Annotated in this window: 28 protein-coding genes; 8 read left to right on the forward strand and 20 right to left on the reverse strand. The window is 68.5% G+C overall.

The genetic code is table 11. From position 1 onward, the window contains the following. Positions 1–430: IS6 family transposase (locus ACLL81_RS00310; protein WP_411286352.1), on the forward strand; the 430-nt coding region annotated here is incomplete at its 5' end. A gap of 264 nt (positions 431–694) precedes the next feature. Here ACLL81_RS00310 and ACLL81_RS00315 read toward each other — a convergent pair. Beyond that, on the reverse strand, positions 695–1,861 hold the full coding sequence (locus tag ACLL81_RS00315) for an IS110 family transposase (RefSeq protein WP_411286353.1): 1,167 nt from the start codon (positions 1,859–1,861) through the stop codon (positions 695–697). Here ACLL81_RS00315 and ACLL81_RS00320 point away from each other — a divergent pair. Further along, a complete protein-coding gene (locus tag ACLL81_RS00320; RefSeq protein ID WP_411286354.1) occupies positions 1,860–2,021 on the forward strand; it encodes a hypothetical protein in 162 nt (53 codons plus the stop codon). The two genes, ACLL81_RS00315 and ACLL81_RS00320, sit on opposite strands and share 2 nt — an antisense overlap. 283 nt (positions 2,022–2,304) lie before the next feature. Here ACLL81_RS00320 and ACLL81_RS00325 read toward each other — a convergent pair whose 3' ends face one another. From ACLL81_RS00325 to ACLL81_RS00340, 4 genes are read right to left on the reverse strand one after another with little or no spacing between them, the layout of a single operon-like run. Continuing rightward, a complete protein-coding gene (locus ACLL81_RS00325; protein ID WP_411286355.1) occupies positions 2,305–2,778 on the reverse strand; it encodes a cupin domain-containing protein in 474 nt (157 codons plus the stop codon). Positions 2,779–2,782: 4 nt separating this feature from the next. Further along, complete coding sequence (locus tag ACLL81_RS00330) at positions 2,783–3,946, reverse strand: glutathionylspermidine synthase family protein (protein ID WP_411286356.1); 1,164 nt, start codon at positions 3,944–3,946, stop codon at positions 2,783–2,785. After that, entirely contained in the window at positions 3,947–4,726 is a 780-nt protein-coding gene (locus ACLL81_RS00335) for a PspA/IM30 family protein (protein ID WP_411286357.1), read from the reverse strand. 29 nt (positions 4,727–4,755) lie between these two features. Beyond that, entirely contained in the window at positions 4,756–5,196 is a 441-nt protein-coding gene (locus ACLL81_RS00340; protein ID WP_411286358.1) for a YjfI family protein, read from the reverse strand. A 136-nt stretch (positions 5,197–5,332) separates the two neighbouring features. Here ACLL81_RS00340 and ACLL81_RS00345 point away from each other — a divergent pair, with 136 nt between their 5' ends. Genes ACLL81_RS00345 through ACLL81_RS00355 form a run of 3 tightly spaced genes read left to right on the forward strand, consistent with a single transcriptional unit; the run spans position 5,333 to position 7,018 of the window. Next, a complete protein-coding gene (locus tag ACLL81_RS00345; protein ID WP_411286359.1) occupies positions 5,333–5,977 on the forward strand; it encodes a DUF2491 family protein in 645 nt (214 codons plus the stop codon). A gap of 31 nt (positions 5,978–6,008) precedes the next feature. Continuing rightward, positions 6,009–6,422, forward strand: a complete 414-nt coding sequence (locus ACLL81_RS00350) for a DUF350 domain-containing protein (protein WP_411286360.1) — start codon at positions 6,009–6,011, stop codon at positions 6,420–6,422. A gap of 26 nt (positions 6,423–6,448) precedes the next feature. After that, positions 6,449–7,018 carry a DUF1190 domain-containing protein gene (locus tag ACLL81_RS00355; protein WP_411286361.1) on the forward strand — a complete coding sequence of 190 codons (570 nt, stop codon included), beginning with the start codon at positions 6,449–6,451 and terminating at the stop codon, positions 7,016–7,018. On the opposite strand, the gene ACLL81_RS00360 is transcribed toward ACLL81_RS00355, so the two are convergent. The 5 genes from ACLL81_RS00360 to ACLL81_RS00380 form a co-directional block, all read right to left on the reverse strand. Next, entirely contained in the window at positions 7,015–7,497 is a 483-nt protein-coding gene (locus ACLL81_RS00360) for a hypothetical protein (RefSeq protein ID WP_411286362.1), read from the reverse strand. The genes ACLL81_RS00355 and ACLL81_RS00360 overlap by 4 nt on opposite strands. 61 nt (positions 7,498–7,558) lie before the next feature. Continuing rightward, complete coding sequence (locus tag ACLL81_RS00365; protein WP_411286363.1) at positions 7,559–9,046, reverse strand: flavin-containing monooxygenase; 1,488 nt, start codon at positions 9,044–9,046, stop codon at positions 7,559–7,561. Positions 9,047–9,219: 173 nt separating this feature from the next. After that, the gene (locus ACLL81_RS00370; protein ID WP_411286364.1) at positions 9,220–9,483 is read right to left on the reverse strand and encodes an SWIB/MDM2 domain-containing protein; all 264 of its coding nucleotides are present in this window, start codon (positions 9,481–9,483) and stop codon (positions 9,220–9,222) included. Positions 9,484–9,611: 128 nt separating this feature from the next. Further along, complete coding sequence (locus ACLL81_RS00375; protein WP_411286365.1) at positions 9,612–10,223, reverse strand: TetR/AcrR family transcriptional regulator; 612 nt, start codon at positions 10,221–10,223, stop codon at positions 9,612–9,614. A gap of 140 nt (positions 10,224–10,363) precedes the next feature. Further along, complete coding sequence (locus ACLL81_RS00380; RefSeq protein WP_411286366.1) at positions 10,364–10,615, reverse strand: DUF6356 family protein; 252 nt, start codon at positions 10,613–10,615, stop codon at positions 10,364–10,366. Between the two features lie 122 nt (positions 10,616–10,737). Here ACLL81_RS00380 and ACLL81_RS00385 point away from each other — a divergent pair, with 122 nt between their 5' ends. Together ACLL81_RS00385 and ACLL81_RS00390 are read left to right on the forward strand one after the other, a co-directional pair. After that, positions 10,738–11,199: an Lrp/AsnC family transcriptional regulator gene (locus ACLL81_RS00385; RefSeq protein ID WP_411286367.1), complete on the forward strand. Its 462-nt coding sequence runs from the start codon at positions 10,738–10,740 to the stop codon at positions 11,197–11,199. A 67-nt stretch (positions 11,200–11,266) separates the two neighbouring features. Further along, positions 11,267–12,901, forward strand: coding sequence for an AMP-binding protein (locus tag ACLL81_RS00390; protein WP_411286368.1), 1,635 nt, complete (start codon positions 11,267–11,269; stop codon positions 12,899–12,901). 43 nt (positions 12,902–12,944) lie between these two features. Here the strand turns inward: ACLL81_RS00390 and ACLL81_RS00395 are convergent, their stop codons facing one another. From ACLL81_RS00395 to galE, 5 genes are all read right to left on the reverse strand, one after another. Beyond that, positions 12,945–14,273 carry a M20/M25/M40 family metallo-hydrolase gene (locus tag ACLL81_RS00395; protein WP_411286369.1) on the reverse strand — a complete coding sequence of 443 codons (1,329 nt, stop codon included), beginning with the start codon at positions 14,271–14,273 and terminating at the stop codon, positions 12,945–12,947. A 22-nt stretch (positions 14,274–14,295) separates the two neighbouring features. Next, positions 14,296–14,682 (reverse strand): helix-turn-helix domain-containing protein, encoded by a 387-nt coding sequence (locus ACLL81_RS00400; protein ID WP_411286370.1) that lies wholly within the window; start codon positions 14,680–14,682, stop codon positions 14,296–14,298. 29 nt (positions 14,683–14,711) lie between these two features. After that, entirely contained in the window at positions 14,712–14,942 is a 231-nt protein-coding gene (locus tag ACLL81_RS00405; RefSeq protein WP_411286371.1) for a hypothetical protein, read from the reverse strand. 71 nt (positions 14,943–15,013) lie between these two features. After that, positions 15,014–17,287: a UDP-galactopyranose mutase gene (gene glf / locus ACLL81_RS00410; protein ID WP_411286372.1), complete on the reverse strand. Its 2,274-nt coding sequence runs from the start codon at positions 17,285–17,287 to the stop codon at positions 15,014–15,016. Positions 17,288–17,595: 308 nt separating this feature from the next. Further along, complete coding sequence (gene galE / locus ACLL81_RS00415; RefSeq protein WP_411286373.1) at positions 17,596–18,648, reverse strand: UDP-glucose 4-epimerase GalE; 1,053 nt, start codon at positions 18,646–18,648, stop codon at positions 17,596–17,598. A 109-nt stretch (positions 18,649–18,757) separates the two neighbouring features. On the opposite strand from galE, the gene ACLL81_RS00420 reads away from it, so the two are divergent. Beyond that, a complete protein-coding gene (locus ACLL81_RS00420; protein WP_411286374.1) occupies positions 18,758–21,010 on the forward strand; it encodes a family 1 glycosylhydrolase in 2,253 nt (750 codons plus the stop codon). Here ACLL81_RS00420 and ACLL81_RS00425 read toward each other — a convergent pair whose 3' ends face one another. From ACLL81_RS00425 to ACLL81_RS00445, 5 genes are read right to left on the reverse strand one after another with little or no spacing between them, the layout of a single operon-like run. Continuing rightward, positions 21,011–21,223: a hypothetical protein gene (locus ACLL81_RS00425; RefSeq protein WP_411286375.1), complete on the reverse strand. Its 213-nt coding sequence runs from the start codon at positions 21,221–21,223 to the stop codon at positions 21,011–21,013. A 49-nt stretch (positions 21,224–21,272) separates the two neighbouring features. After that, on the reverse strand, positions 21,273–21,896 hold the full coding sequence (locus ACLL81_RS00430) for a 2-dehydro-3-deoxy-6-phosphogalactonate aldolase (protein WP_411286376.1): 624 nt from the start codon (positions 21,894–21,896) through the stop codon (positions 21,273–21,275). Beyond that, the gene (locus tag ACLL81_RS00435) at positions 21,893–22,810 is read right to left on the reverse strand and encodes a 2-dehydro-3-deoxygalactonokinase (RefSeq protein ID WP_411286377.1); all 918 of its coding nucleotides are present in this window, start codon (positions 22,808–22,810) and stop codon (positions 21,893–21,895) included. The genes ACLL81_RS00430 and ACLL81_RS00435 overlap by 4 nt, the downstream gene beginning before the upstream one ends. Next, positions 22,810–23,559 carry an SDR family NAD(P)-dependent oxidoreductase gene (locus ACLL81_RS00440; RefSeq protein ID WP_411286378.1) on the reverse strand — a complete coding sequence of 250 codons (750 nt, stop codon included), beginning with the start codon at positions 23,557–23,559 and terminating at the stop codon, positions 22,810–22,812. The genes ACLL81_RS00435 and ACLL81_RS00440 overlap by 1 nt, the downstream gene beginning before the upstream one ends. Beyond that, positions 23,559–25,283, reverse strand: a complete 1,725-nt coding sequence (locus tag ACLL81_RS00445) for an IlvD/Edd family dehydratase (protein WP_411286379.1) — start codon at positions 25,281–25,283, stop codon at positions 23,559–23,561. The genes ACLL81_RS00440 and ACLL81_RS00445 overlap by 1 nt, the downstream gene beginning before the upstream one ends. Positions 25,284–25,330 lie beyond the last annotated feature (47 nt).

Consider the following 25,330-nt stretch of genomic DNA (forward strand, 5'->3'; position numbering starts at 1 on the left):
CTTCACCCATTGGCGATGGCATCTCGACGAGGTCTACGTGAAGATCAACGGCCAGATGCACTACCTCTGGCGCGCCGTGGATCACGAGGGCGAAGTGCTGGAATCCTACGTGACAAAGACCCGCGACAAGGCGGCCGCGCTGGCCTTCATCAAGCGGGCCATGAAGCGCCACGGCCAGCCGCAGAGGATCGTCACCGACGGTCTCAGATCCTACGGCGCCGCCATGAAAGACATCGGCAACGGCAAGCGCCAGGAGGTGGGCCGATGGCGCAACAACAGGGCGGAAAACTCACACCAACCGTTCCGTCGACGAGAGCGCGCCATGGAGCGATTTCGCAGAATGAAAACGCTTCAGAAATTCGCCACCGTGCACGGCACGGTCCACAACCACTCACATGGGGATTTCGAGGTCAAGGCGGGGGTCAATTAAGGTCGAGCATAGCTTGCCTCCTTCGTTCAGGATCCTGGTCTGAGCCTGCATTCATGACGCGACCTGTTCGCCAGGCCGTTCAAACTCACATCCGGTCGCCGGTCGGGCCGGCCGCACCAATTTCCCGCTTTCGGCGGCAGAGGCTCAGGGGGACGGGACCATTCTTCAATTCGGCATCTCAGCCATATGGTTGTTCGGTCCGCCCCGCCTGGATCCAGCGGAATTGATCGGATTCCGCGGATTGGAAATACCGGGGGTTTAATCCTAAGCGGCGGTCAAGACTGCGCCCTCCAGGACCACGCCCGTCGTTACAAACTGCCACAGCGCAACGAGCAGCTTGCGCGCCAACGCCACGATCATCACGCGGCGGTTTCGTCCTCCGATGGCCCTGGCTCGGTCCTGGAACCACAGCGTCAGAGCCGAACGGGGCTGATGCCGAAGCCAAAGCCAACTGAGTTGGATCATCGTCGTTCGCAGGCGGGCATTTCCGGACTTGGTGACTCCCTGCTCGCGCGACACCGCGCCGCTCTGCCATGGCGTTGGGGCCAACCCGGCGTAGGCGGCCAGTTGTCTTCGGTTGTCAAAATGCCGGAAGAGACCCTCCGACCAGAGGACGGCTGCAAACTCGGGGCCGATGCCCCGCAGGCGCTGTAGAATGACAGGCGGCGCCTGGGGAGCTGATGCTTGAGAGGACAGCAGGGCATCGCGCTGCCCCTCCACGGCCTTGAGGTGATCAAGAATGAGTTCGAGCCGATCGAGCTCGCGACTGATCCGCTGTTTCAGGTGCATTGGAAGTCCTCGCCCATCGCCGGTGCTTATCGCCTCGAGTTGGTGGCGGCGGTCACGGCGGACCGGCTCGTAGCCCATCACGCCCTGAGCAAAGAGAAGGCCTTTGATCCGGTTGACGTGTTGGACACGTTCGGCCGTGAGTGACCTGCGCTCACGACAGATCTGGCGACGATCCTCCTCCTCTGGCGTTGGCGCCTTCACCATTGCACATACACGGGGCTCCCCACGCTGGTAGGCCAGCAGGGCTCGGACCAGAGCCTCCCCGTCGATGCTATCCGTCTTGGCGCGTCGGCGCCGACGGGACGTTGCTATCGAGGCAGGATCGACAACGTGGCTTTCTATCCCCTCCTGCTGCAGCCTGCGGTGAATCCAAAACCCGTCCAGGCCTGCCTCATGAATGGCGATGATCCGGAATGACTTGCCGGTGCGGGTGAGCGCCTTTGCTTGCAATTGACCGAACCGCTCGAGTAGGCCCGGCACGTCACCACTGGGCAGTTGGTGCTTCGACATCTTTGCTCCACCGCCGGGCGACAGCGAAGTTACCAGCCAGGTCGATTGGCTGAGCTCCAGGGAGACGAATATGGCGCCGAGATCGGTATGCACGGCGGCTGGCTGCTGAGCAGCGGAAGCGATCAAAGACATGGCTCTCTCCAGGTTGGACGATCTGCGAGTCCACCCTGACGAGCGGATCGCGATCCAGCCCCATGGGATCTTCAATCAGGAACGCCACCTCATCAGCCGAGACCTCTACCGCGAACGGCGCTCAGCCGCCCTGGCCGAGTGGCGCGCGGTCATGGGCTGAGGCCAGGTCGGGGTTGGGGAACCTGCGCCCACCTGGAGACGAGTTGCCGTTTGACTGACACCACCAGCGATGAGTCATCCCGAAACTTGTCTCCGCGGGCGTGCGCTGAGCGGTGGAGCTGACAGGACTCGCATTACCCGGTCGAAAAGCCGGTTTCGTGCATGGGTGCCAACAAAGTGCCAAGCTGCGCGCGCTGACTCTTAATCAGCGGGTCGTAGGTTCGAATCCTACTGCACCCACCACCGAACGCGACCTGAACAACGCGCAGCCTAGGTGCGGTCCGTCAGGCTTTGTGGGTGGGATCGATCCAGGCGACGCCTTCGGGCGGTTCGGCCGGTTCAATGTCGAGGTTCACCACCACAGCGTCGCTGTCGCTGCGAACAAGGACGCAACTGAGCGCCTCATGCGTCGAGGCGTTGATCTCCTGATGCGGCACGAAGGGCGGGACGTAGATGAAGTCGCCGGGTCCAGCCTCGGCCACGAACTCCAGCTTTTCGCCCCAGCGCAGGCGGGCGCGACCGCTCACCACGTAGATGACGCTTTCCAGGGGGCCATGATGGTGAGCGCCGGTCTTGGCGTTGGGGTGGATGTGGACCGTGCCCGCCCAGAGTTTTTCAGCGCCCATGCGGGCGCGGTCGATGGCGGTCGCCCGCAGCATGCCAGGGGTTTGCGGCGTGGCGCCGTCAAGCTGGTCTCCCGGCACGACGCGGACGCCTGAGTGCTTCCAGCCGTCGTCGGGTACGTGGGGGTCGGACACGCGGCTATTCCGTCGAGATGATGTGCGGGATGAAGCGGGCGTTGTTCTTGGTCACCGGGCTGGCGTCTTCGCGCACGCCGATGCCGGCGGGCTTGTCGCCCACAATCCAGGCGCCGACCACGGGATAGCGGCCGTCGAACTGCGGCGGCGGCTCATAGGCTTGGCGAATCCAGCCCTCGGCGCCGTAGCCCTCGTCCACCACCGGTTCGGACAGGCCAGCGCCGTGCACCTCGATATTGGCGCCCTCTCGAGAGAACAGCGGCTTTCGCACATAGCGCCCGCCCAGGGAGGCTGCGGCGGGATCGTCCTCGAAGAAGGCCGGCAGCAGGTTGGGATGGCCTTCGTGCCGTTTCCACAGCAGCGGCAGGATCGCCTTGTTGGACAGCACCGCCTTCCAGGGCGGCTCCAGCCAGCGCACGGCCGCGCCCCGCAGGTTGGGGGCGTAGCGTTCGCGCAGCATGTCTTCCCACGGATAGAGCTTGAAGGCTGCCTTCAGCACGAAGCCGTCGCCGTCGACGAACTGGCCCTCGGCGTTCAGGCCGATGTCGCGCATGGCGACGAAGGCCGTCTCCAGCCCGGCCTGGGACGCCAGGTCCTCGAAGAACCGCACGGTCTGGCGATCTTCTACGGCCTCCGCGTCGCTGGCGAACTGCATGAAGCCGCCGTCAGGGAAGATCTGGGCGAAGCGGTCGCGCAGGTCGTCGAACAGGGTGTTGAACTGATCCGTGCCCGGCGGCAGGGCGCCGGACGCCAACATGTCCTCCAGCCACAGCCACTGAAAGGTCGCCGCCTCGAAGGCGCTGGTGGGCGTGTCGGCGTTGTACTCGTAGAGCCTGGGCTTGCCGCCGGCCCCATAGGCGAAGTCGAACCGGCCGTAGAGCGAGGGTTCCCGCCTGCGCCAGGACTCGGCGACGAAGTCCCAGTTCTCGCCCGGGATGGCCAGGCGGCTCATCAGCGCCTCGTCGCCCACCGCATCGTCCACCAAGGCCAGGCACATCTGGTGCAGCTCGGCGGCGGCGGGCTCCAGGTCGTCCTCGATCTCAGCCAAGGAGAAGACGTAGGCGGCGGATTCGTCCCAATAGGTCGCGCCGGCGCTGTGCCAGACGAAGCCGACCTGTTCGGCCTTGGCCTGCCAGTCGGCGCGGGGCGTCAGGTTGAGGCGGCGCACCTAGTCGTCCAGATTGCGCAGTTCCCGCTCGCTGGGGGTCGGCGCCGCCTGCTCGATCTGCAACGGCTCGCCGGGCGCCGCCAGGGCGGGGGTGATCTTCGGGGCCGTCAGGCGGGCCAGAACATCGTCGGCCGTGCCGTGGCCCGGCATGATGCCCGCGATGCGCAGCTTCTCGTCCAGGTCGGCGCCGGTGCGACGGTCCTCAAGTTCGCCGGCCGCGCGGATGCGCTCGCCGCGGATCGCCTGGCGTTCCTTGATGCGAGCCAGGCTGTCGGCGGCGGAGCCCAGGGCCGCCCCCGCGCCGGAGCCGCTGGCGGCTACGGCGGTCTGGGCGCGCTGGACGCTTTCGTTGACCTTCACCACCTCGACTTCGCGGCGCAGGGTCTCGATGCGCCGGTCGGTGGCGGCGACCGCCTGGTGGATGTTCTCCTCCGCGGCCCGCATGTCGGCGATCTGCGGGTCCTTCAGGCTCACGTCGCCTTCCAGGTCGGCGATGCGCTGGGCCACTTGGCGGGCCAGGTCCATGTCTCCCTTGCCGACGGCGGCCCGGGCGCTGGTCTCGTACTTGGCCACCTGGTCGCGGAAGCTCTTGACGTCGTTCTCGAGCACCCGGCGGCGGGCCACCAGGCCTGCCAGGTCGTCGCGGGCCTTGCCCTGGGCGATGTCGGCGTCGCGCAATTCCTGGTCGAGGATGCGGATAGCGTTGCGGTCCACCACCGCGGCGCCGGCGTCGTGGGCGCCCGCGCGGCCCAGGGTGAACAGCTTGCTCCAGAGGCTCATGGGAGGATCCTTCAGGTCTGGATTTGGGTTCAGGCGGCGGCGGAGAAGGAGGTGCGCAGGTCGGACGCGGCCTCGATGGCGTTCTGCGCCAGGGTTCTAAGCTCGATGACGATGGTGTCGAGGGACGAGGTGGTGGCGAGCTCTCCGAACAGCTCGTAGTAGTCGCGCTCACCCACCGTGCTGATGCCAAAGTTGGACAGCGGCACGATCTTCTGGGCCTTCAGCAGGAACTCGTTGAAGGCGTGGCGGTCCTCCTGCTCGTCCACCGGCCAGAGCAGGACAGAGGCGGCGATCTGCTGGTCGCCGGCGCTGACGAAGATCTCCAGGTCGCCAAAGTCGCGCATCACCACCACCATCACCGGCTCGGCGCCGTCCATGATCCGCGTGGTCAGTTCGCCAGCGGTGAGCAGGGGCGAGGCCTCCAGGGCGGCCTTCAGGCTTTCGGCGGTCCAGGGCGTCGATTCGGTCATGCGCGGGCTCCAGGGCGTTGCAGCTCTTCATATGGTATCGCCCGCACTCCGCGCCAGCTAGATCGCCGCCACTTTGGCGCCCAGGTCGGACACGTCTATGTAGGAGGGTGACCTCGCCGTATGCCGGGATACTTCCATGTTCGATCGCCTGTTTGGCCGCAAGTCCGCCGCCCTCGGCCCGCCGGCCCTGCCTGTGGTGCGCAACGTCACCATCGGGCGCACGGTGATGGTCGACACCCTGGCGTGGCGCCGCTTCGGGACCGAGACCCACTTCCCGCTGGACCGCGACACCCTGCAGATCGTGGCGCAGGGGATGGTGGCGCTGGACGCCGGTGACTTCGTGCATCGGTTCTACACCGACGACCATGTGATGCTGCAGATCGTCACCAACGACCGGGAGGGCGCGGACCTCACCGACATCACCCTGTTCATGCCGTGGGAGAGCGCCTATCCGTCCACCCGCTCGGACCGCGAAGCGTGGATCCGCAGGCTATCGGCGGGGACCTTCGACGCGCCGGGGCTGCCCACCTTCCAGCGCCTGTGGTTCGGCGCCGACGCTGGCGAGCAGGCGCCGGTGACCTTCTGGGAGGACCTGCACGACGACCGCGACGGCCAGGCGGACCGCAAGATCTTCCAGACCTGCATGCTCTACCAACGCGAGCTTGGCGCCGGCGAAGGCCGCGAACTGCTGCTGGCGCTCACCCAGGAGGCCGACGGCGAACCGGTCAGCCATGAGCTGATGCTGGGAGTTCCGCTGGAGGTTGGCGAGTTCCGGGTTTAGAACTGGGTCCAGCTGCACTCGGGGAGCCGCCATGTACCTGCCGGACGATTTTCTCGCCAACGCCCTGGCCTTTCTCGTGGCCTTCCTGGTCGCAGGCGTCTTCACCATCGCCTTCAAGCTGATCTACCAGGCGATCACCCCCTACAAGGAAAGCGCGCTGATCCGGCAGGGCAACGCCGCCGCCGCCATCGTGCTGGGCGGCGCCCTGGTGGGCTATGTCCTGCCCCTGGCCTCGGCGCTGGCGAACACCTCGACCCTGCTGGAATTCTGCGCCTGGGCGACGCTGGCCGGCGTTATCCAGATCGTCAGCTTCACGGCGATCCGGATGACCGTGATGAAGGACCTGGCCGAGAGGGTGGAACGCGGCGAGATCGCTCCCGCCCTATACCTGCTGAGCATCTCCATCGCTGTCGGCATTCTCAACGCCGCCTGCATGACCGCCTGAGCCTGTAAGCCTTCGAGGATTTTGCGATGAAGCGCTCAAAGTCGGTTGTCCTGACCAGCATCATGGCCTCTGGCGGCCTGACGCTGGCGGCCTGCGACGCTACGCCCTTGGGTGCGGCCAGCTCCACCTGGCTGAACCCGCCCGCCGCGGTCGCCACCCAGAAGCCCGAGGGCCGCAGCTACGCCAGCCTGGACGCCTGCCGGGCGGCCAACGAGGCGCCCGACGACCAGTGTGCCACCGCCCTGGCGGAAGCCGAGGCCCAGGCGCCGAAGTTCAGCGACCAGCAGAGCTGCGAGGAGCGCTACGGCGTCGACCAGTGCGTGCCGCGCAACCAGGGCGGCGGCAGCTTCTTCACCCCGCTCTTGACCGGGTTCCTGGTGGGCCAGGCGCTGAACAATTTCGGCGGCCGTGGCTACTACGGGAACCGCTTCGACAACCGCGACGGCGGTTACTACGGCTCGGGCGGCCGCGGCGGGCGCGACTATGTCACCGGCCGGTCCGACAGATACGAGGCGCCCGCGCGCGCCCAGAGCCGCAGTTCGGTGATCTCCCGCGGCGGCTTCGGCGGCGGCGGCGGACGGGGCTACGGCGGCTAGTCGAGGGTGAAGTTCGAGGCCAGGACGCAGCGGGCGACGGCGCGCGGGGTCGATACGGTCGCCGGCCTGCCGATCCCGGGCACGAAGTAGAAGTCGCCCTTGGCGGTGGTTACCTTCAAGGCGCCCGGGCTGGTGAACTGGCACACCGGATAGGTGTCGAGGCCGCGGCCCCCGTCGTAGGCTATCGGGCTGCAGCTCACGTGGCCCGATGCCCGCCACATTACCGCGCCGTCGTAGCTGAGCGGGTTCTTCACCTTGAGGCCCCGGGCGGCGAACGCCTGCGCGGTCATGGCCGGGCACGGCGGGCCGTTGATCAGGGTGGCCTGCGCCAGGGCCACCGCCTCGCGGCGGTTCTTCTGCAGGCTGAGCAACACGGTGACGCTGGGGACCGCCAGGGCCACGACCGCGGCGACCGCGATCACCAGCCGCTGGCCTCCGGTCAGCCTGCGCCGGGCGCGCACGCCCAGGTCTTTGCCCATCCTCGCCGCCTTCTGCTTGCCGGCGTCATCCAAGGCCGCCCGTCCGGGCCTTGGCAAGGCCTCACGCGGCCTTGGCGATCCGCGCCTTCGTCTGACCGGCGGGATTGGAGAAGGCCAGCACGCCGTCCTCGATCGCAGCATACTTCAGGCTCATCAGGTCCAGGGCGTAGTTCTGGTTCAGCTTCCAGGGCGCGCGGGTCCCCTGCTTAGGGAACTTGTCCATGGCGCGGGTGACGTAGCCGGAGGAGAAATCGAGCCAGGGGGCTTGCCCGATGGTGGGGTCTGCGTTGTGCGGCGTGGCCTGGCGGTTCCCGGTGGCCTGCATGTGGTTCAGGACGCGGCAGACGTAGGCGCAGGTCAGGTCGCACTTCAGGGTCCACGATGCGTTGGTGTAGCCGAAGGCCGAGGCCAGGTTCGGCACGCCCTCGTACATCATGCCCTTGTAGCTGAGCGTCCGGCCCGGATCGATGCGGCGGCCATCGACGGTCAGTTCCAGCCCGTTCATCACCTGCAGATTCAGGCCGGTGGCCGTGACGATGATATCGGCGGGCAACTCGGCGCCGGACTTCAGCTTCACGCCGGTCTCGGTGAAGGTCTCGATGTGGTCGGTAACCACCGAAGCGGTCTTGGCGTTCAGCGCCTCGAACAAGTCAGCGTCGGGGACCAGGCAGAGCCGCTGGTCCCAGGGGTTGTAGGTGGGCGTGAAGTGGGTGGCCACGTCGTAGTCGGGGCCCAGGGCGTCCTGCACCATCTTGATGATACCGGCCTTCACCTGAGCGGGCTTTCGCCGGGCCATGCGGAAGAAATACATGCCGAACAGCACGTTGCGCCAGCGCACGATGTCATAGGCCAGCTTGGCCGGCAGGCGGGCGCGCAGCCAGTTGGCGGCCTTATCCTCCGCCGGGCGCGAGACGACGTAGGTGGGCGAGCGCTGCAGCATGGTGACGTGGGCGGCGTGCTTGGCCATTTCCGGCACCAGGGTCACAGCGGTGGCGCCCGAGCCGATCACAACCACGCGCTTGCCGGCGTAGTCGAGGTCTTCCGGCCACTTCTGCGGATGGACGGTGACGCCCCTGAACCGTTCGGCGCCCGGGAATTCTGGGGTGTAGCCGCCCTCGTAGCTGTAGTAGCCGCCGCACAGGAACAGGAAGTTGCAGGTGAGCCGCACCGGCTTTCCTGCGTGGGTCGCCTCCACTGTCCAGACGGCGTCCGCGGTCGACCAGGCCGCGCGGGTCACCTGGTGGCCGAAGCGGATGTGGCAGTCGATCCCGTGGTCGCGGGCGGTCTCGCGGACGTAGCGCAGGATCGAGGGACCGTCGGCGATCGCCTTGGCCTCAGTCCAGGGCTTGAAGGCATAGCCCAGGGTGTACATGTCGCTGTCGGAGCGGATGCCGGGATAGCGGAACAGGTCCCAGGTGCCGCCGATGGCCTCGCGGCCCTCGAGGATCGCATAGCTGCGGTCCGGGGACCGAGTCTGCAGGTGGTAGCCGGCGCCGACGCCCGAGAGGCCCGCCCCCACGATCAGCACGTCGAAGTGTTCGTTCGCCATCAGCCGGCCTTCCACGAAGTCGCGGGCGACTCTTAACTTATCGTCGTTCAGGTACCAGCGGAATCGTCCCGGCCGGAGTGAGACAAAAAACCCCGCGAGGCGCGAGCCTGCGGGGTTCTTGCGGATCGTGTGCTGGACCGCCGCGGGCTGGCGCCCGCGCCGGTCCGGGCGCCCTACTTCAAGTGCTGCGCCAGATGCTTGTTCATCTCGAACATGCTGACCCGGTCCTTGCCGTGGAAGACGGGCTTCAGCTTGGCGTCGGCCACGATCTCACGCTTGTTCTCGGGGTTCTGCAGGTTGTTCTTCTTGATGTAGTCCCAGATTTTCGAGACCACTTCGCCGCGGGACAGCTGCCCCGGGCCCACCACAGCGGCCAGTTCGGCCGACGGTGTGAGCGGCTTTTGCAGGGCGTTCATCTTGGTTCCGGTCGTCGCCATGGGGTCCCCCAGCTATAATTTTCCGCGCCGCCCCAAGCATTCAGGGGGTGAGTCGCTTGAGGTATCCTAACGCGGAGTGCGCCCGGCGCCACCTCCTCAAGCGCGCCAAGGCGTCGCGGGGCGCATTTTCACCCATTCTCGCTGGATGAGGCGCCCTCCGAGAGGCCCGCGCGGGCCTTGATCCGCCCCCGGCAGTCGTCCAGCAGGCGCGCCGCCACATCGGTGTCGGAGAGCGCCCGCGACAGGGCCACGGCGCCGGCCATCTCGGCCATCAGCGAATTGGCCAGGCTGTGGCGTGCGGCGTCGTCTCCAGGCGGCAGCCAGCCAGCGATGCGCGCGAGCATCGCCGCCACGCCAGCATCGAAGGCTTTGCGAACCGCCGAGCCCTGCCGGGGCAGGTCGCCGGCCAGGATGGCGATGGGGCAGCCGCGCTCAGGGCTGTCGCGGTGGGCGGTGGACACATAGGCGTCGATGAAGGCCGCCAGCGCGGTCTCGCGGTCCATGCTCTCGGTGAGCCGCCCGAAGCGCCGGTGGCCTTGGTCGAAGGCCTCCGCGATGGCGGCGACCACCAGGGCCTGCTTGTTGGGGAAGTGGGCGTAGAAGCCGCCGTGGGTCAGATCCAACTCGGCCATGATCTGCGCCACGCTGACCCCCTCCGGGCCCCGGGCGCGCACGGCGCCGGCGGCGGCGCGCACCAACCGGCGCCGGGTCTCCGACTTGTGGGTTTCGGCGTATCGCATGCGGCAGCCTCGTTATATGACGCATATAATTTCATGTGCCCGAGTCGGGCAAGCTCAACCATTCCGGTCGATACGGGCACGCCGCGACCCGCGCGCGAGCCTGGCGGCAATGTAGAGGCGGTGGGCCCGGCCGCGGGCCTCTAGATGGCGAAGTCGAGCACGTCGTCACCGCCGGCCGTCTGGCGCGCAGGCATCCGTCGGCCTTCCATCTGCGCATGCAGGCGTCGCACCCGCCGGCTGGCGGTGGTCTCGAAGGTCCAGGGCAGGGCCGCGTGGACCAGGCAGGCCAGTCCGGCGGCGATCAGCTCCAGGCCAAAGTTCGAGGCGGTGACCGCATGGTCGGCGTAGGTCTCGCCGACCGCGTGCGGATGGTCGGTGAATTTGGCGAACATGGCGGCGATCCTCGCTCCGGACAGGGGTGAACACTGCCGCGGTTTGGTGACCAGATCATTATCGAACTGGCGCGTTATTGCTGGTCTGCGTAGAAACAAATTCTACTTTGAGGGGCCGAGTGATGGATTTTGTTCTCGACGCCGCCGACCGGCGCATCCTGCGCGAGCTGCAGGCCGACGCGACCCTTCCGATCGCCGAACTCGCCGAACGGGTGGGCCTGACGCAGACGCCTTGCTGGAAGCGGGTCAAGCGGCTGACCGAACAGGGGGTGATCGAGCGGCGGGTGGCGATCCTCGACCGCGAGCGGCTGGACCTCTCTCTGGTGGTCTTCGTCTCCGTCCGCACTAGCCGCCACGACGAAGCCTGGCTGGGTGAGTTCGCCAAGGGCGCCTCGGCCCTGCCGGAGGTGGTGGAGTTCTATCGGCTGTCCGGGGAGACCGACTACCTCCTGAAGGTGGTGGTCCGCGACATCGCCGCCTATGACGCTTTCTACAAGCGGCTGATCGCCGCCGCCCCGCTCTCCGACGTCAGCTCGTCCTTCGCCATGGAGCAGATCAAGTTCACCACTGCCCTGCCCCTGTGAGGTGCGCGTTGACTTAGACGCCGTCCGACCCCCCAACTTGCGCCTGGAGACCGGGAGGGAACTGGCTGTGACCGCGTGGACCATCGCCGACGTCTGGGAAGCCATCGCCGGGGCCCAACCGGACCGACCGGCGCATATCCAGGGCGACCGGGTGGTCAGCTGGGGAGCCTTCGACGCCCACGCCGACGCCCTGGCCGCCCACCTGATCGCCCAGGGCCTCGACCACCAAGCGAAGGTGGCGGCCTTCCTCTACAACGGCCCGGAGTACCTGGAGACCTACTTCGCAGCGTTCAAGGCGGGCTTCGCACCGGTGAACACCAACTACCGATACGGCGCCGAAGAGCTCTACTACCTGTTCGACAACGCCGACGCCCAGGCGGTGGTGTTCCACGCGGGCTTCGCGCAGACCCTGGAGCCGATCCGCGGCCGGCTCTCCAAGGTGAAGGCCTGGATCGCGGTGGCAGAAGCGGGTCACGCTACGCCGGACTGGGCCGACGACTACGCGACGATCGTCGCGCGCCCGCCCACCGAACGGCCGGTGACGGCGCCCTGGGGCCGCTCGCCGGACGACCTCATACTGCTCTACACCGGCGGCACCACCGGCATGCCCAAGGGCGTCATGTGGCGCCAGGACGATATCTTCAACGTCACGGGGGCCGGCGGCCACGCGGTGATGGGGATCGCGCCGATCGCGGGGGTCGAAGAGGCCGCCGCTCGGCTGGAGGCGCCGACCCACACCCGCCCGACCTCCCTGGTGGCTTGCCCGCAGATGCACGGCACCGGCCAGTTCTCCTCGTTCATCGTGCTGGCCCTGGGCGGGACCGTGGCCACCCTGCCCTCCCGGAAGTTCAATCCCATCGAGCTGTGGAACGAGGCCGAGCGCCTGGGAGCCGACACCATCGTCATCGTCGGCCTGGCCTTCTCCACGCCGATGCTGGAGGCGCTGGAGGCCAACCCGGGCCGGTGGGACCTGTCGTCGGTGCGGCTGATGAGTTCGTCCGGCTCCATGTGGAGCCAGGAGAACAAGCGCGGCCTGCTGGCGCACGCGACCAACGCGGTGATCTACGACGCTTTCGGCTCGTCGGAGGCGGTTGGCCTGGGCGTCTCAGCCTCCACGCCGGGGGCGGAGGCGCAGACGGCGGCCTTCATGATCGGCCCCAACTGCGCGGTGTTCACCGAGGATGGCCGCCGGGTGACGCCGGGGTCGGGCGAGCGCGGCCTGGTGGCGGTGACCGGGGCCCTGCCGCTGGGCTACTACAAGGACGCCGAGAAGACCGACAAGACCTTCAAGGTCATGGAGGGCGTGCGCTGGAGCGTGCCCGGCGACTGGGCGGAGGTGAACGAGGACGCCACCCTGAAGCTGCTGGGCCGAGGCTCGGTGTGCATCAACACCGGCGGCGAGAAGGTGTTTCCCGAAGAAGTCGAGGAGGCCCTGAAGACCCATGTGGCCGTACGCGACGCCGTGGTGGTGGGCGTGCCGGACGCCCGGTTCGGCGAGCGCATCTGCGCAGTGGTGGAGGCCGAAGCCGGCCAGCAGCCGTCGCTCGCCGAGCTCTCGGAGCACGTCCGCGCGGGGCTGGCCGCCTACAAGGCGCCGCGGGAGCTGGTATTGGTCGACAGCATCGGCCGCGCTCCCAACGGCAAGGTCGACTACAAGGCGATCAAGGACCGCGCCCTGGCGGTGCTGGGGGCCGTGGCCTAGAGCCTGTCGTCCGAAAACCGCGTCACACTTTTCGCAAGATGCTCTAGCGCCGGGGTCGGGGCGTGTTCGACAGACGGGTCATCAGCAGCGCGGCGCGCTGGGCCTGGACGTCCAACTTGCCGAGGTCGGCCGTCTCGCCGGGCGCATGGGAACCGCGCCCAGGCAGCCCCAGGCCCACCAGGCCGTCGATGCTGGACACGAAGGCGATGTCGCCGGCTCCGCGGCCGGCGGGATCTCCAGTCGCCATTTCCGGCAGGTCCAGGGTGCGGTTGACCTCGTTCAAGGCCGCCAGGAGCGCCCGATTGCCGTCTGTCGGCGCCATCGCCGGATAGCCGGTGTCGTCAAAGATGATCTTCGCCTCGGTCCGTGGCAGGTGTCGCCCGACGATGGCGCGCATCCTGGTGCGTACGCGGTCCTCCTGCGCGTTAGAGAGTGTGCGGATGTCTCCCACCGCGATGGCCTGGGCGGCGATGACATTGGCCTTTCCGGTGGCCGAGCCTTCACTGCCCTCGCCGTTCACCGCGCCACTGGCCCCCCCCACGATCAGGCCCACGTTGTAGGTCAGGTTGGGCTCCGGAAGCTCGCGGCGGAACTCGTCGAGAATCCGGGTCAGCTCATAGACCGCCCCGCAGCCCGAGCTCTCGGTACAGACGCCCGAGGAGTGGCCGGAGCGTGCGGTGGCGGTGATGGTCCAGGAGTTTGCGGAGCGCCGCGCGATGGACCCGATGTCCTTCCCGCCGCTCTGCGCCAGGCCTTCGAAGTCCAGCGCCAGGTCGGCCACCTTGCCGGCGGCGATCAGGTCTGCGCGGGCAAGGGCCAGCGGGCTGCCCGGCTTCTCCTCATCGCCGGTGAGCACCACGGTGATGTCGGCGGCCTGCAGCGTTCCGGCGGCCTGCATGGCCCGAAGCGCGGCGACCATGACTACCAAGCCGCCCTTCATGTCGCCGACGCCTGGCCCCTCGACGGTGTCGCCGCGCCGGGTCCAGCCCTGGAACGGGCTGTCGGGCTCGAAAACCGTATCCAGGTGACCAATCAGCAGCATCCGCTTGCCGCGTCCGTATCCGCGGTGCTCGGCGATCAGGTGCCCAGCGCGCTTTGTGGCGCCCATGGGGACCCAGCGCACGGTGAAGCCCAGCGGCTCCAGTTCCGCCCGCATCAGCCGGCCCACCCGCTCGACGCCCGCGAGGTTCAAGGTGCCGGAGTTCACCTTCACCAGGTCCTCCAGCAGCTTGACGTGGCGCTCGTGCTCGTCGCGGACGGTCTGCACCATCCGCCCCTCCGCGGGGTCCCGGGGCGCGGCCAGCGCCGGCGTGGCGGCGGCGAGGGCGGCGAGCGCCAACAACAGCGCGCGAGCGCCTGCAAGTCGGGTCATGGGCAACTCCGGCGAGAACAGATCAGCCGCGGTCGCCGCCGAGGCTGCGGACGAACTCGACGAGGGAGGCGCGTGCGGCGCCCCTGGGCAAGGCGGCGTAGGCGCGCAGCAATTCCAACGCGCCAGGCTCGGCCAACAGGCCGGCGACCTCGTCGATGGCGCCGCTGGCCGGGGAGACATCGCCGAACATCTCCGCCACCGGCGCCTTCAGGGTGGTGGCGATGCGGGCCAGCATGGAGGCGCTCACCCGGTTGGCGCCGCGCTCATACTTCTGAATCTGCTGGAAGGTGACGCCGGCAGATTCCGCCAGCGCCTGCTGGGACAGCCCGCGGACTTTGCGCAGCAGCCGGATGCGCGCGCCGACGGCGAGATCGATAGGATCGGCTAGCGCATGGGGTTTGCGGGCCATGAGGTCTCCGGTACAGCGGGAAGGGTGGATCAGCCGGGGCGGCGCGTCGCGCCATCGGCGGGCGGGGCCCAGGCCTCGGTAGACTGCGACGGGTCCGAGATCACATAGCAGGCCTCGGCGATCGCCATGCCAACGGCCCTGCGAAGCTGACCCAGGACCGGGGTGTCACGTTCAAGCGCCATCAGCTCCTCCTCATAGGTGGAGAGGAGTTCAACCAGGTTCTGAGCCAATTGCTTGGCGCGGTCGGGGTGTTGACTCACCAGGGCAGCCCTTCAGCTTGCCGCAAGCCTTGAGCATAGCGGCGGCGAATGCAAGCGATGGCCGCCGGTCCCTAGTTCGCCGCGATCGCGCGCGCCGCAGTCTGCGCCGCGATCACCGCGCGGCTGTCCCGCTCGGCGATCCGCCGGAAGGTAGCCAGCGCCTGCCCCACGACCTGGTCCATGTTGTAGTAGCGGTAGGTGGCAAGCCGGCCCACGAAGTGGACGCCCTGAGTGCCCAGCGCCAGGGCCTCGTAGCGCTTGTAGAGCGCCTGGTTCTCGGGCCTGGGCACGGGATAGTAGGGGTCGCCGTCGGCGCGCGGATACTCGTAGGTGATCGAGGTCTTCGGCGACGACTGGCCGGTAAGGTGCTTGTACTCGCTGATCCGCGTGTAGGGGGTGGCCTCGTCGGGATGGTTCACCGTCCCCACCGGCTGGAACCACTCGCGATCCAGGGTCTCGTGGCGGAAGGCCAGGCTGCGGTAGGGCAGCTTGCCGTAGCGGTGGTCGAAGTATTCGTCGATCGGGCCAGTGAAGATCAGCCGATCGTAGACCGTGTCCTGCCGCGCGTCCTCGAATTCGACGCCGAGTTCGAGGGTCAGGCCCGGCTGGTCCAGCATGTTCTGGAACATGGCCGTGTAGCCATCGGCGGGCATGGCCTGGAACTTGTCGGTGAAATAGCGGTCGTCGTCGTTGGTGCGGGTGGGCACCCGCGCGGTTACTGACTTGTCCAATTCCGACGGGTCCACGCCCCACTGCTTGCGGGTGTAGCCGCGGAAGAAGGTCTCATAAAGCTCGCGGCCCACCTTGGAGATGACCACGTCCTCGGAGGTGCGAATCTTCTCCACCGGCTCGGCGCGGCTCTGCAGGAAGGCTTCGGCGTCGGCGTCGGTCTGCAGGTTCACGCCATACATCAGATTCAGCGTGGTCCGATTGATCGGCATGGGGACCAGCAGGCCCCCCTTCACCGAGGCCAGCACACGATGCTCGTAGGGCCGCCACTTGGTGAACTGCGACAGGTAGCCCGACACCTCCTCCGAGTTGGTGTGGAAAATGTGCGGGCCGTAGCGGTGCATCAGGACGCCGGCGGCGTCCTTCTCGTCATAGGCGTTGCCGCCGACGTGCGGACGCTTGTCGATCAGCAGAACCCGCTTGCCGAGCTGGCTGGTGAGGCGCTCGGCCAGCACCGAGCCGGCATAGCCCGCACCGACGATCATGTAGTCGAACGGCTTGTTGCGCGACGCCGGCCGGATCGCGGGCGCGGCGACCACACCGGCCTCCGCCAGGATTTCACTCACCGCCCGGTCGTGTCCAGCCAGGGCGCGGGAGACCTCCAGGTTCATCCGGGCGAAGGTCTCGTCCCAGGACAGCGCCGACAGCGCCGTGTCGACGGCCTTAAGCCAATCGCCCTTGAGGCGAGAGAGCCCCATGGCCTGGTCGCAGGCGGCGATGAATTCCTCTGGGGTGGAGGCGATCTTGACCCCTTCCAGTTCGCCGTAGTGGCGCACCACGTCGACGATCGGGGTGGAAACCACCGGCCGCCCGCCTGCCAGGTATTCCGGGGTCTTGGTGGGGCTGATGAAGCGGGTGGACTCGTTGATGGCGAATGGCATCAGGGCCACGTCCCAGCCACCCAGGTAGCCGGGCAACTCGCCGTAGGTCTTGCCGCCCAGGTAGTGGAGGTTGGGCGCCTGCGGCAGGGTCGCGGGGTCGATCTTCACCACCGGACCGACGATGACGATGCTCCAGTCCGGCCGGGCGGCGGCGAGCGCTGCGATGAGCTCCAGGTCCATGCGCTCGTCGACCACGCCGTAGAAGCCCAGGCGCGGCCACGCCAGGGCGGCCTGGTCGGCCGGCTCCTCGCGCAGCACGCGGGCCTTGGCGAAGTGGTTGCGGTCGACGCTGGAGGGGAAGGGGTGGATGTTGGTGTGGCGGTCGCGCTTGGCCTCCCACAGGCTGTAGCCGCCGGTGAACACCACATCTGCGGCAGCCATCAGCTCACGCTCCAGGATGGTCAGTTCCGCCGGAGCGAACTTGAAATTGGCCAGCTCGTCCATGCAGTCATAGACGGTGCAGACCGCCTCCAGGTGCCGCGTGAAGCTCAGCATCATCGGCGTGTAGTACCAGCGGATCAGGTCGCCCTGGTTGGCGCTGAGCATCTCGTCGAGCAGGCTGCGAAGGGCGTCGTCGCGCTGATCCGCGTCCAAGCCGTCGGCCAGGACCGGGGTCACCCGGATCACGCCGCTGTCCGGACACACACGACTTTCGAGGCGGGCCGGCGACCCTTCGGGGGCGCCCACCGGCTCCTCCCAGTAGATCACCGACCGGTCCTTGGCGAACCGGGTCATGAGATGCTGCGGACGCTGGAACACGAAGTCCCAGCGCAGATGCGAGAAACAGATCAGGGTCTGGCGACCACGGAAACGTGGTCCTGCATTCGCAGGCAGAGACGCAGGACGCGCGTCGCTCTGGAACCACTGAGTGTTCAAGGCGCAATCCTCTTTCTGATGAAACGACACGGAGCCCGACGCAGGAACGCCCGGTAGCAGCAAAGGTTCCCCCCTCTTTGCTCAGGATTTTCTCAAGTATGTAGTAATGGGAAGATGTAGCGCGCTTGCGTTGCACGCTCTTTAGCACACATCGGCATCCCGACTGACTAGACGGCCGCCTCGGCGCCGTGCTGCTTGCCCGCGCTACGCCGGCCGGAGCCATAGCACGGACAGCGCTCCCAACGAAGCGCGTCCGCGACGATCCGGTCCAGCGAGGAGGACTTGGGCGTCCAGTCAAGCAGGCTCCCGGCGCGGGCGACGTCAGCCACCAGGCTGGCAGGATCGCCGGTCCGGCGGGCGCCAATCGTATAGGGGACCGGGCGGCCGACGGCGCGTCCCACCGCCCCGACCACCTGCAGCACCGAGGCGCCGTAACCCGTACCGACGTTGACGGCTTCAAATGCGCCTTGCGGCAGATCGGCCTCGAGCGCTGCCACGTGAGCCGCGGCCAGGTCGTTTACGTGGATGTAGTCGCGAAGGCAGGAGCCGTCGGGCGTGTCGAAATCGGTCCCGAACACGGTGAGCGGCGGCCCCTCCCCCAGCGCCGCAGCGATGGCTAGCGGGATCAGGTGGGTCTCCGGCTCGTGGGCTTCGCCAATAAGCCCGGAGGGGTCGGCGCCCGCGGCGTTGAAGTAGCGCAGCGCCACGGCGGTGAGGCCATAGGCGGCGCACTGGGCCTCGATCATCCGCTCGCAGGCCAGCTTAGTGTCGCCATAGGGGCTGGCCGGCGCCTTGACGGCGTCCTCTGGGATGGTCTCCAGCGGTCCGCGCCCGCCCTGGCCGTAGACCGCCGCGCTGGAGGAGAACACCAGCCTGCCCACGCCATGCTCACTCAGGGCGCTCAACAGGGTCACCGTCCCGGCGACATTGTGCTCCCAGAAGAGGTCCGGGCGGGCGACGGAGCGACCCACCTCGATCAGGCCGGCGAAGTGGATGGCGGCGGTGACGCCGTGAGCCTGGATGGTGTCCGCCAGCGCCCGGCCGTCGCGGATGTCGCCCTGCACGAAGTGGCCCCAGCGTACGGCCTCGCGGTATCCGGAACTCAGGCTGTCGTAGATGACCGGCGTCAGGCCGCGCTCGTGCAGGGCCTTGGCGGTATGAGCGCCGATATAGCCGGCTCCGCCTGTCACCAGCACGGCGGCCTCAAGTCCCCGATCCATGGCGCTACAATTCCCACGGCGGTCTGCGGTTCCGACCGCGCAGCTTGGCTTTGGAACGAACCCCGCTCCGGCCCGCTTAGGTTGAGGACGAGAGGGGAAGCCGGGCCTGATGCGTGCTCTAGAGCTGTGGGGCGGTCACGAATGCACCGTCAACCGGATCGGCGACACGTTCCATGACCAGACTGTGCGGTCCGGACACCAGCATCGCGCCGACGACCTGGAGCGGTTCGCCGACCTCGGCGTCACGGCGTTGCGCTACCCCGTGCTCTGGGAGCGCGTGGCGCCGGGGCGCCCCGACCAGTGCGACTGGGGCTGGACCGACAAGCGGCTGAACCGCATCCGCGAGCTCGGCATGCGGCCCATCGCGGGACTGCTGCACCACGGCAGCGGGCCGGCCTACACTGACCTGACCGACAAGGCTTTCGCGCGGGCCTTCGGGAACTACGCCCAGGCCACTGCCGAGCGCTATCCCTGGATCGCCGAGTGGACGCCGATCAACGAGCCGCTGACCACGGCGCGGTTCTCGGCGCTCTATGGACACTGGTATCCGCACCTGGCCGACGAGCGAGCGTTCTGGGGGGCCCTGCTCAACCAGATCGACGGAACCCGGCTAGCCATGCGGGCGATCCGCGAGGTCAACAGCAAGGCGCGGCTGATCCAGACAGAGGATCTGGGACGGACCTATTCCACCAAGGCCGTGGCCCACCAGTCGGACTTCGACAACATCCGGCGCTGGATGACCTGGGACCTGCTGTGCGGGCGGGTGACGCCGGAGCATCGCCTATGGGCGCGGCTGGACCACTTCGGCTTCGGCGAGCGCCTGCGGATCATCGCAGACGACCCCTGCCCCCCCGACGTGATCGGGGTGAACCACTACCTGACCAGCGACCGCTTCCTGGACCACCGGTTGGAGCTCTATCCGCCCGAGCGGCGCGGTGGAAACGAGTTCATGGCCTTCGCCGACGTGGAGGCGGTGCGCGTCGCCCTGCCGGCCCCGGGGGGTCTGGAGGGCGTGCTGGAGGAGGCCTGGGCCCGCTACGGCCTGCCGCTGGCGGTGACGGAGAGCCACAATGGCTGCACCCGGGAGGAACAGGTCCGTTGGCTGCGCGAGGCGTGGGAGGTGGCCGGCCGCCTCAGAAAACGGCATGTGGATGTGTCTGCGGTGACCGCTTGGGCGCTCCTGGGCACCTTCGACTGGAACAGCCTGCTGACCCGCGACAACGGCCACTATGAGGTAGGCGCCTTCGACGTCCGCGCCGACCCGCCCCGACCCACCGGCATCGCCGCGGAGGTGGCCCGGCTGGCCCGCGGCGGCGAGCCGCATCCCGCGACGCAAGGGCCGGGCTGGTGGCGGCGCGACATCCGCATGGCCTTCCAGCCGGTGTTCCGCACCGTCGACACACCGGAGCCGCGGGCCGAGTGGCGCACGGAGGCTGGCCCTTCGAGACCGCTGCTGATCACCGGCGCCACCGGCACCCTGGGCAAGGCCCTGGCGCGGGCCTGCGAGTGGCGCGGGCTGGACTACCGGCTCACCGGTCGGAGCGACCTGCCGCTGGACGACGCGACGGCCATTGCCGCGGTGCTCGATGCAGCGCGGCCCTGGGCGGTGATCAACGCGGCCGGCTGGGTGCGGGTGGATGAGGCCGAAGCCGAAGCCCACGCCTGCATGGTCGCCAACGCGGACGGGGCGCTCCGGCTAGCGCAGGCCTGCCATGCGCGGGGCCTGCCTTTCGTCGGCTACTCCAGCGACCTGGTGTTCGACGGCCGCAGCGACCGGCCGTATCGGGAGAGCGACGGGTCGGCGCCGCTCAGCGTCTACGGGGCCAGCAAGGCGCGGGCGGAGGCCGAGATCCTGGCCCTGCGCGGCGGCGTCCTGATGATCCGAACCGCGGCGTTCTTTTCCCCCTTCGACCCGCACAATTTCGCGGCCAATGTGATCCGCACCTTGGCGGCCGGCCACGCGATCGCCGCCGCCGAAGACGTGGTGATCTCGCCCACCTATGTTCCGGACTTGGTGGACGCCACCCTCGACCTGCTGATCGACGGAGAAACCGGCCTGCGGCACCTAGCCAACCGGGGCGCCGTTACCTGGGCCGACTTCGCCCGGATGCTGGCGGCGGAGTTGGACCTCGACCCGGGGCTGGTGCGGGGAGCGCCCGTAGAGTCGTTCGGGTGGCCGGCGGCACGGCCGGCCTATGCCGCGCTGGGCACCGAGCGCGGATGGGTGATGCCAACCCTGGCCAACGGCATCGCCCGCTACGGCGCCATGGTGCGACACGCCCAGTTCGCCTCGGAGGCCGAGGCCCTGGCCGACGGCGGCCGGCCGGACCTGTTCGCCCGTCCCGGCGCGCTGGCCCGCTAGTTAGCCCAGCGGCTTCTGGTAGCTGTCGCCGTCGCCTTCCAGCGCCACCAGGTCGTCGTCCTCCTCGGACAGCAACTCGTCCAGCGCATCAATGATCTCGTCGAGCACCTCGGGCGCCGCGGCGTACTCGGTGGTCTCGCCGTTGTCGTCCACGAGGCTGAGGGCGAAGTCCTCCTCGCGCACGGTGATCGTGAACTTGGCCAGCTGTTTCATTGGTGGGCTCCCTTGGTTGCAGAGGAAAACCCCTGGGCGAAGGGATCGTTCAGCGCAAGACGCGGGCGGCTTCGACCACACGGCGGGCCTTCCGCACCGTCTCCGCCACCGACTGGCCAGGGCGATAGAGCTCGCCGCCGAGGCCGAAGGCGCGGGCGCCGGCCGCCCACCAGTCGGCCAGGCTGTCGGGGCCCACGCCGCCCACCGCCCAGACCACCGCCTCCGGCGGCAGAACGGCCTTGAGCTGCTTCAGGTGGCCTGGGCCATAGGTGGCGGCGGGGAACAGCTTCAGGTGCCGCGCACCGGCGCCCAGAGCCTGGAAGGCCTCGGTGGCGGTGGCGAAGCCGGGCGCGGGGTCGACTTTCAGGGCGATGGCGCGGGAGATCACATCCCGCGATGTGTTGGGAGACACGACAACCCGCCCGCCGACTGCGGCGACCGCGTCTACCTGATCGGCGGTGAGCACCGTGCCGGCGCCGACGGCCATGCGGTCGCCGAAGGCCTCGGTGATCTGGCGGATGCTCTCCAGCGGGTCGGGGGAGTTCAATGGAACCTCGACTCCCAGGACCCCGGCCTCGAACAGCGCCTGGGCGTGGTCCAGCGCCTCGTCCGGGGTGATCCCGCGGACGATGGCGACCACCGGGCATTGCGCGAGCGCGTCGTCGAGGGTCATGGCGCCTCTCCCATCCGGTGCAGGGCGAAGAGGCCGGCGACGGCGGCAGCCTCGCCGTCGAAGGTCTCTGTCTGGACACCGCGCCTGGCCAGGGCGCGGGCGTAGAGGCCGCAGAGCCTGGGATCGCCCAGCAGGGCCACCGGCTCGGCGCCCTGGCAGCCCAGCAGGCGCGGCGTGGCGGCCACCTCGGCGCCGATCAGCAGGCCGGAGAGGTAGCTGGGGGTGCTGTCGGCAGGACGGCCCTGCCCGACCACCCGGGCGCGGGCGGTGAACAGGCGCGCGGCCAGGGCGTCACCTTCGCCGGCGGCGGCGAGGCCCTCGTCGAAGGCGACAGCGTCATCGGGGGCCGCATCACTCTTCAGGACGCTGTGCTTGCCGAGCACCGCGAACAGCTCGCCGCTCATGGCGGTGACGAAGCGGACCAGGCGGCCATCCTCCACCAGCATCCACTTGGGGTGGGTGCCGGGGTGGCAGACCAGTTGGCGGCCGCGGGCGCGCTCGGGATACTGGGCCAGCCAGCCGAACAGCTGGGTCTCCTCGCCGCGCATCACGTCGGTGGCGCCGGTGAAGCCCTCGCAGCGCATGCCGGGGACGATGTGGACGGGCTGGGCGCCGGCCTCGACGTGGGTCATGGCGCGGGCGAGATCGCCGAGGCCGCCCGGGCATTCGGCGTAGGGGGCGACGGTCCAGCCGAGGTTGGAGCCCACCATGCCGCAGAGGATCGCTGGCAGGCCCTCAGCGTCCAGGGCCGGCTGGACCTCATCGGTGAACCGCCGGGCCGCCTCGCCGGGCGCCAGCCGCGAGACCCCCAGTTCGAAATCGCGGTCGGCCAGGACCCGGCCATTGGCGTCCAGAGTCCAGGCGCGCAGGTTGGTGGTGCCCCAGTCGCAGGCCAGCAACGCCGCAGCGCCCATCAGGTCCGCCCCGCGTCGATGACCAAGTTCTGGCCGGTGACCATGCGGCTGTCATCGGCGGCCAGGAACAGGGCCAGCCGCGCCACGTCGGCGGGCAGTAGTCGGTCCTTCAGGGCCACCTGTTTCGCCCAGTCGGCCTCGGCCTCCGGCGTGAGCCAGAGCTGAAGCTGGCGCTCGGTGATGACCCAGCCGGGGGACAGCGCATTGACCCGGATCCGGTCGGGGCCCCACTCTCGGGCGAGCCCCTTGGAGAGCGAGTTGATCGCCCCCTTGGCGGCCACGTAGCCCGCCATGTCCGGCGGGCCGAACAGGGCGTTGATGGAGCTGAGGTTGATGATCGAGCCGCCACCGGCAGCCTTCATCATCGGGTAGACGGCGACCGACGCCAGCACCACCGGGTCGAGGTTGACGGCCAGGCCGCGGCGCCAGGCTGCCGGCGTCAGCCCCGCCGCCGGATGCCGGGTGTCGTTGGCGACGTTGTTGATCAGCACGGTGACGGGGCCCAAGGCCTGGCCGGCGTCGCGCACGGCGGACTGCAAGGCTTCGGCGTCGGTCACATCGCAACCGCGGAACCAGGCGCCGTCCAACCGCTCGGCGAGCGCGCGGCCTTCGGCCTCCTGCAGATCCACGAAGGCGACGCAGGCGCCCTGGGCGTGGAATTCCTCCACGAGGCAAGCGCCGATGCCGGAGGCTCCGCCGGTGATGAACACCACGCGGTCCCGCAGGCTGGGATAGCTGGCGAAGGCCATCAGTGGGACTCGCGGGTCACTTCGGCGCTGGACTTGCCTACCAGGAAGTCGAGGTCAGCGCCCGTGTCGGCCTGCATCACCGTGTCGATGTAGAGCCGATACCAGCCGCGGTCGAACTTCGAGGGAACCCTGGCGGCTTCCCAGGCAGAGCGGCGCCGGGCGAGTTCGCCGTCGTCCACCAGCAGATCGAGGGTGCGGTTCGGCCCGTCGAAGGCGATCTCGTCGCCGTTCATCACCAGGGCCAGAGGCCCACCGGCCTCGGCTTCCGGCGAGACATGCAGGATGACCGTGCCATAGGCCGTGCCGCTCATCCTGGCGTCGGAGATGCGGACCATGTCGCGCACGCCCTTGGCCAGCAGCTTCGGCGGTAGGGCCATGTTGCCGACCTCCGGCATGCCCGGATATCCCTTGGGACCGCAGCCCTTGAGCACCAGGATCGAGGTCTCGTCGACCTCCAGGTCCGGGTCGTCGATGCGGGCGTGGTAGTCTTCGATGTCCTCGAACACCACCGCGCGGCCGCGGTGGGTGAGCAGCGCCGGGGTGGCGGCGCTGGGCTTCAGGATGGCGCCTTGCGGACAGAGATTGCCCTGCAGCACCCAGACGCCGGAGGACGGCCCGATGGGCGCCTCGCGGGTCCCGATCACGTCGCGGTTCCAGACGTCGGCGGCGTCGGCGATATCGCCCTGGGTGTGGCCGGCGACGGTCACCGCGCCGCGGTGGAACACCTCGCCCATCTCCTTCATCACCGCCGGGCAGCCACCGGCGTAGCAGAAGTCCTCCATCAGGTACTTGCCCGACGGCATCAGGTTGACCAGCAGCGGAACCTCGCGGCCGATGCGGTCGAAATCGTCGAGGCTGAGCGGCACGCCGACCCGGCCGGCCAGGGCCAGCAGGTGGATCACCGCATTGGTGGAGCCGCCGATGGCCGCGTGCATCAGGATGGCGTTCTCGAAGGCCTCGCGGGTGAGGATCTGGGAGATGCGGACGTCGGCCTTCACCAGTTCGACCATCCGCCGGCCTGTCATGTGGGCCATGGTCTTGCGACGCGCGTCCACCCCCGGCAGCGAGGCGTTGTGGGGCAGGCTCATGCCCAGGGCCTCCACCAGGCTGGCCATGGTGGAGGCCGTGCCCATGGTGTTGCACACCCCGTGGCTGCGGCTCATGCCGGCCTCGGCGCCCATGAAGTCGGCCAGGGTCATCTCCCCCGCCCGCACAGCCTCAGAGAAGCGCCAGACGTCCGTGCCGGAGCCGATGTCGCGGCCCTGGAACTTGCCGTTCAGCATGGGGCCGGAGGAGACCACCATGGCCGGCAGGTCAACGCTGGCGGCGCCCATAAGCTGGCCGGGCGTGGTCTTGTCGCAGCCGCCCAGCAGGACCACTCCGTCGATGGGGTTGGCGCGGATCGATTCCTCCACCTCCATGGCCAGCAAATTCCGAAAGAGCATGGCGGTGGGCCGCATCTGGGTCTCGGGCAGCGACATGGCCGGAAACTCGATGGGCACGCCGCCGGCCTCCCAGACGCCGCGCTTCACGTATTCGGCGAGGTCGCGCAGGTGGAACTGGCAGGTGACCAGCTCCGACCAGGTGTTGCAGATGCCAATGATCGGGCGGCCGTCGAAGACGTGGTCCGGCAGGCCCGTGCCCTTGATCCAGCTCCGGTGAATGAAGCCGTCGCGATCCAGCTTTCCGTAGCTCTTGGTGCTGCGCAGGGGTTTGTCGGCCATGCGGGTCCCTTCGTGGATGACGCGTCGGACTAACCCTTGAGCACCGC

The sequence above is a fragment of the Phenylobacterium sp. genome (genome assembly GCF_046590535.1).
Classification (GTDB): domain Bacteria; phylum Pseudomonadota; class Alphaproteobacteria; order Caulobacterales; family Caulobacteraceae; genus Phenylobacterium.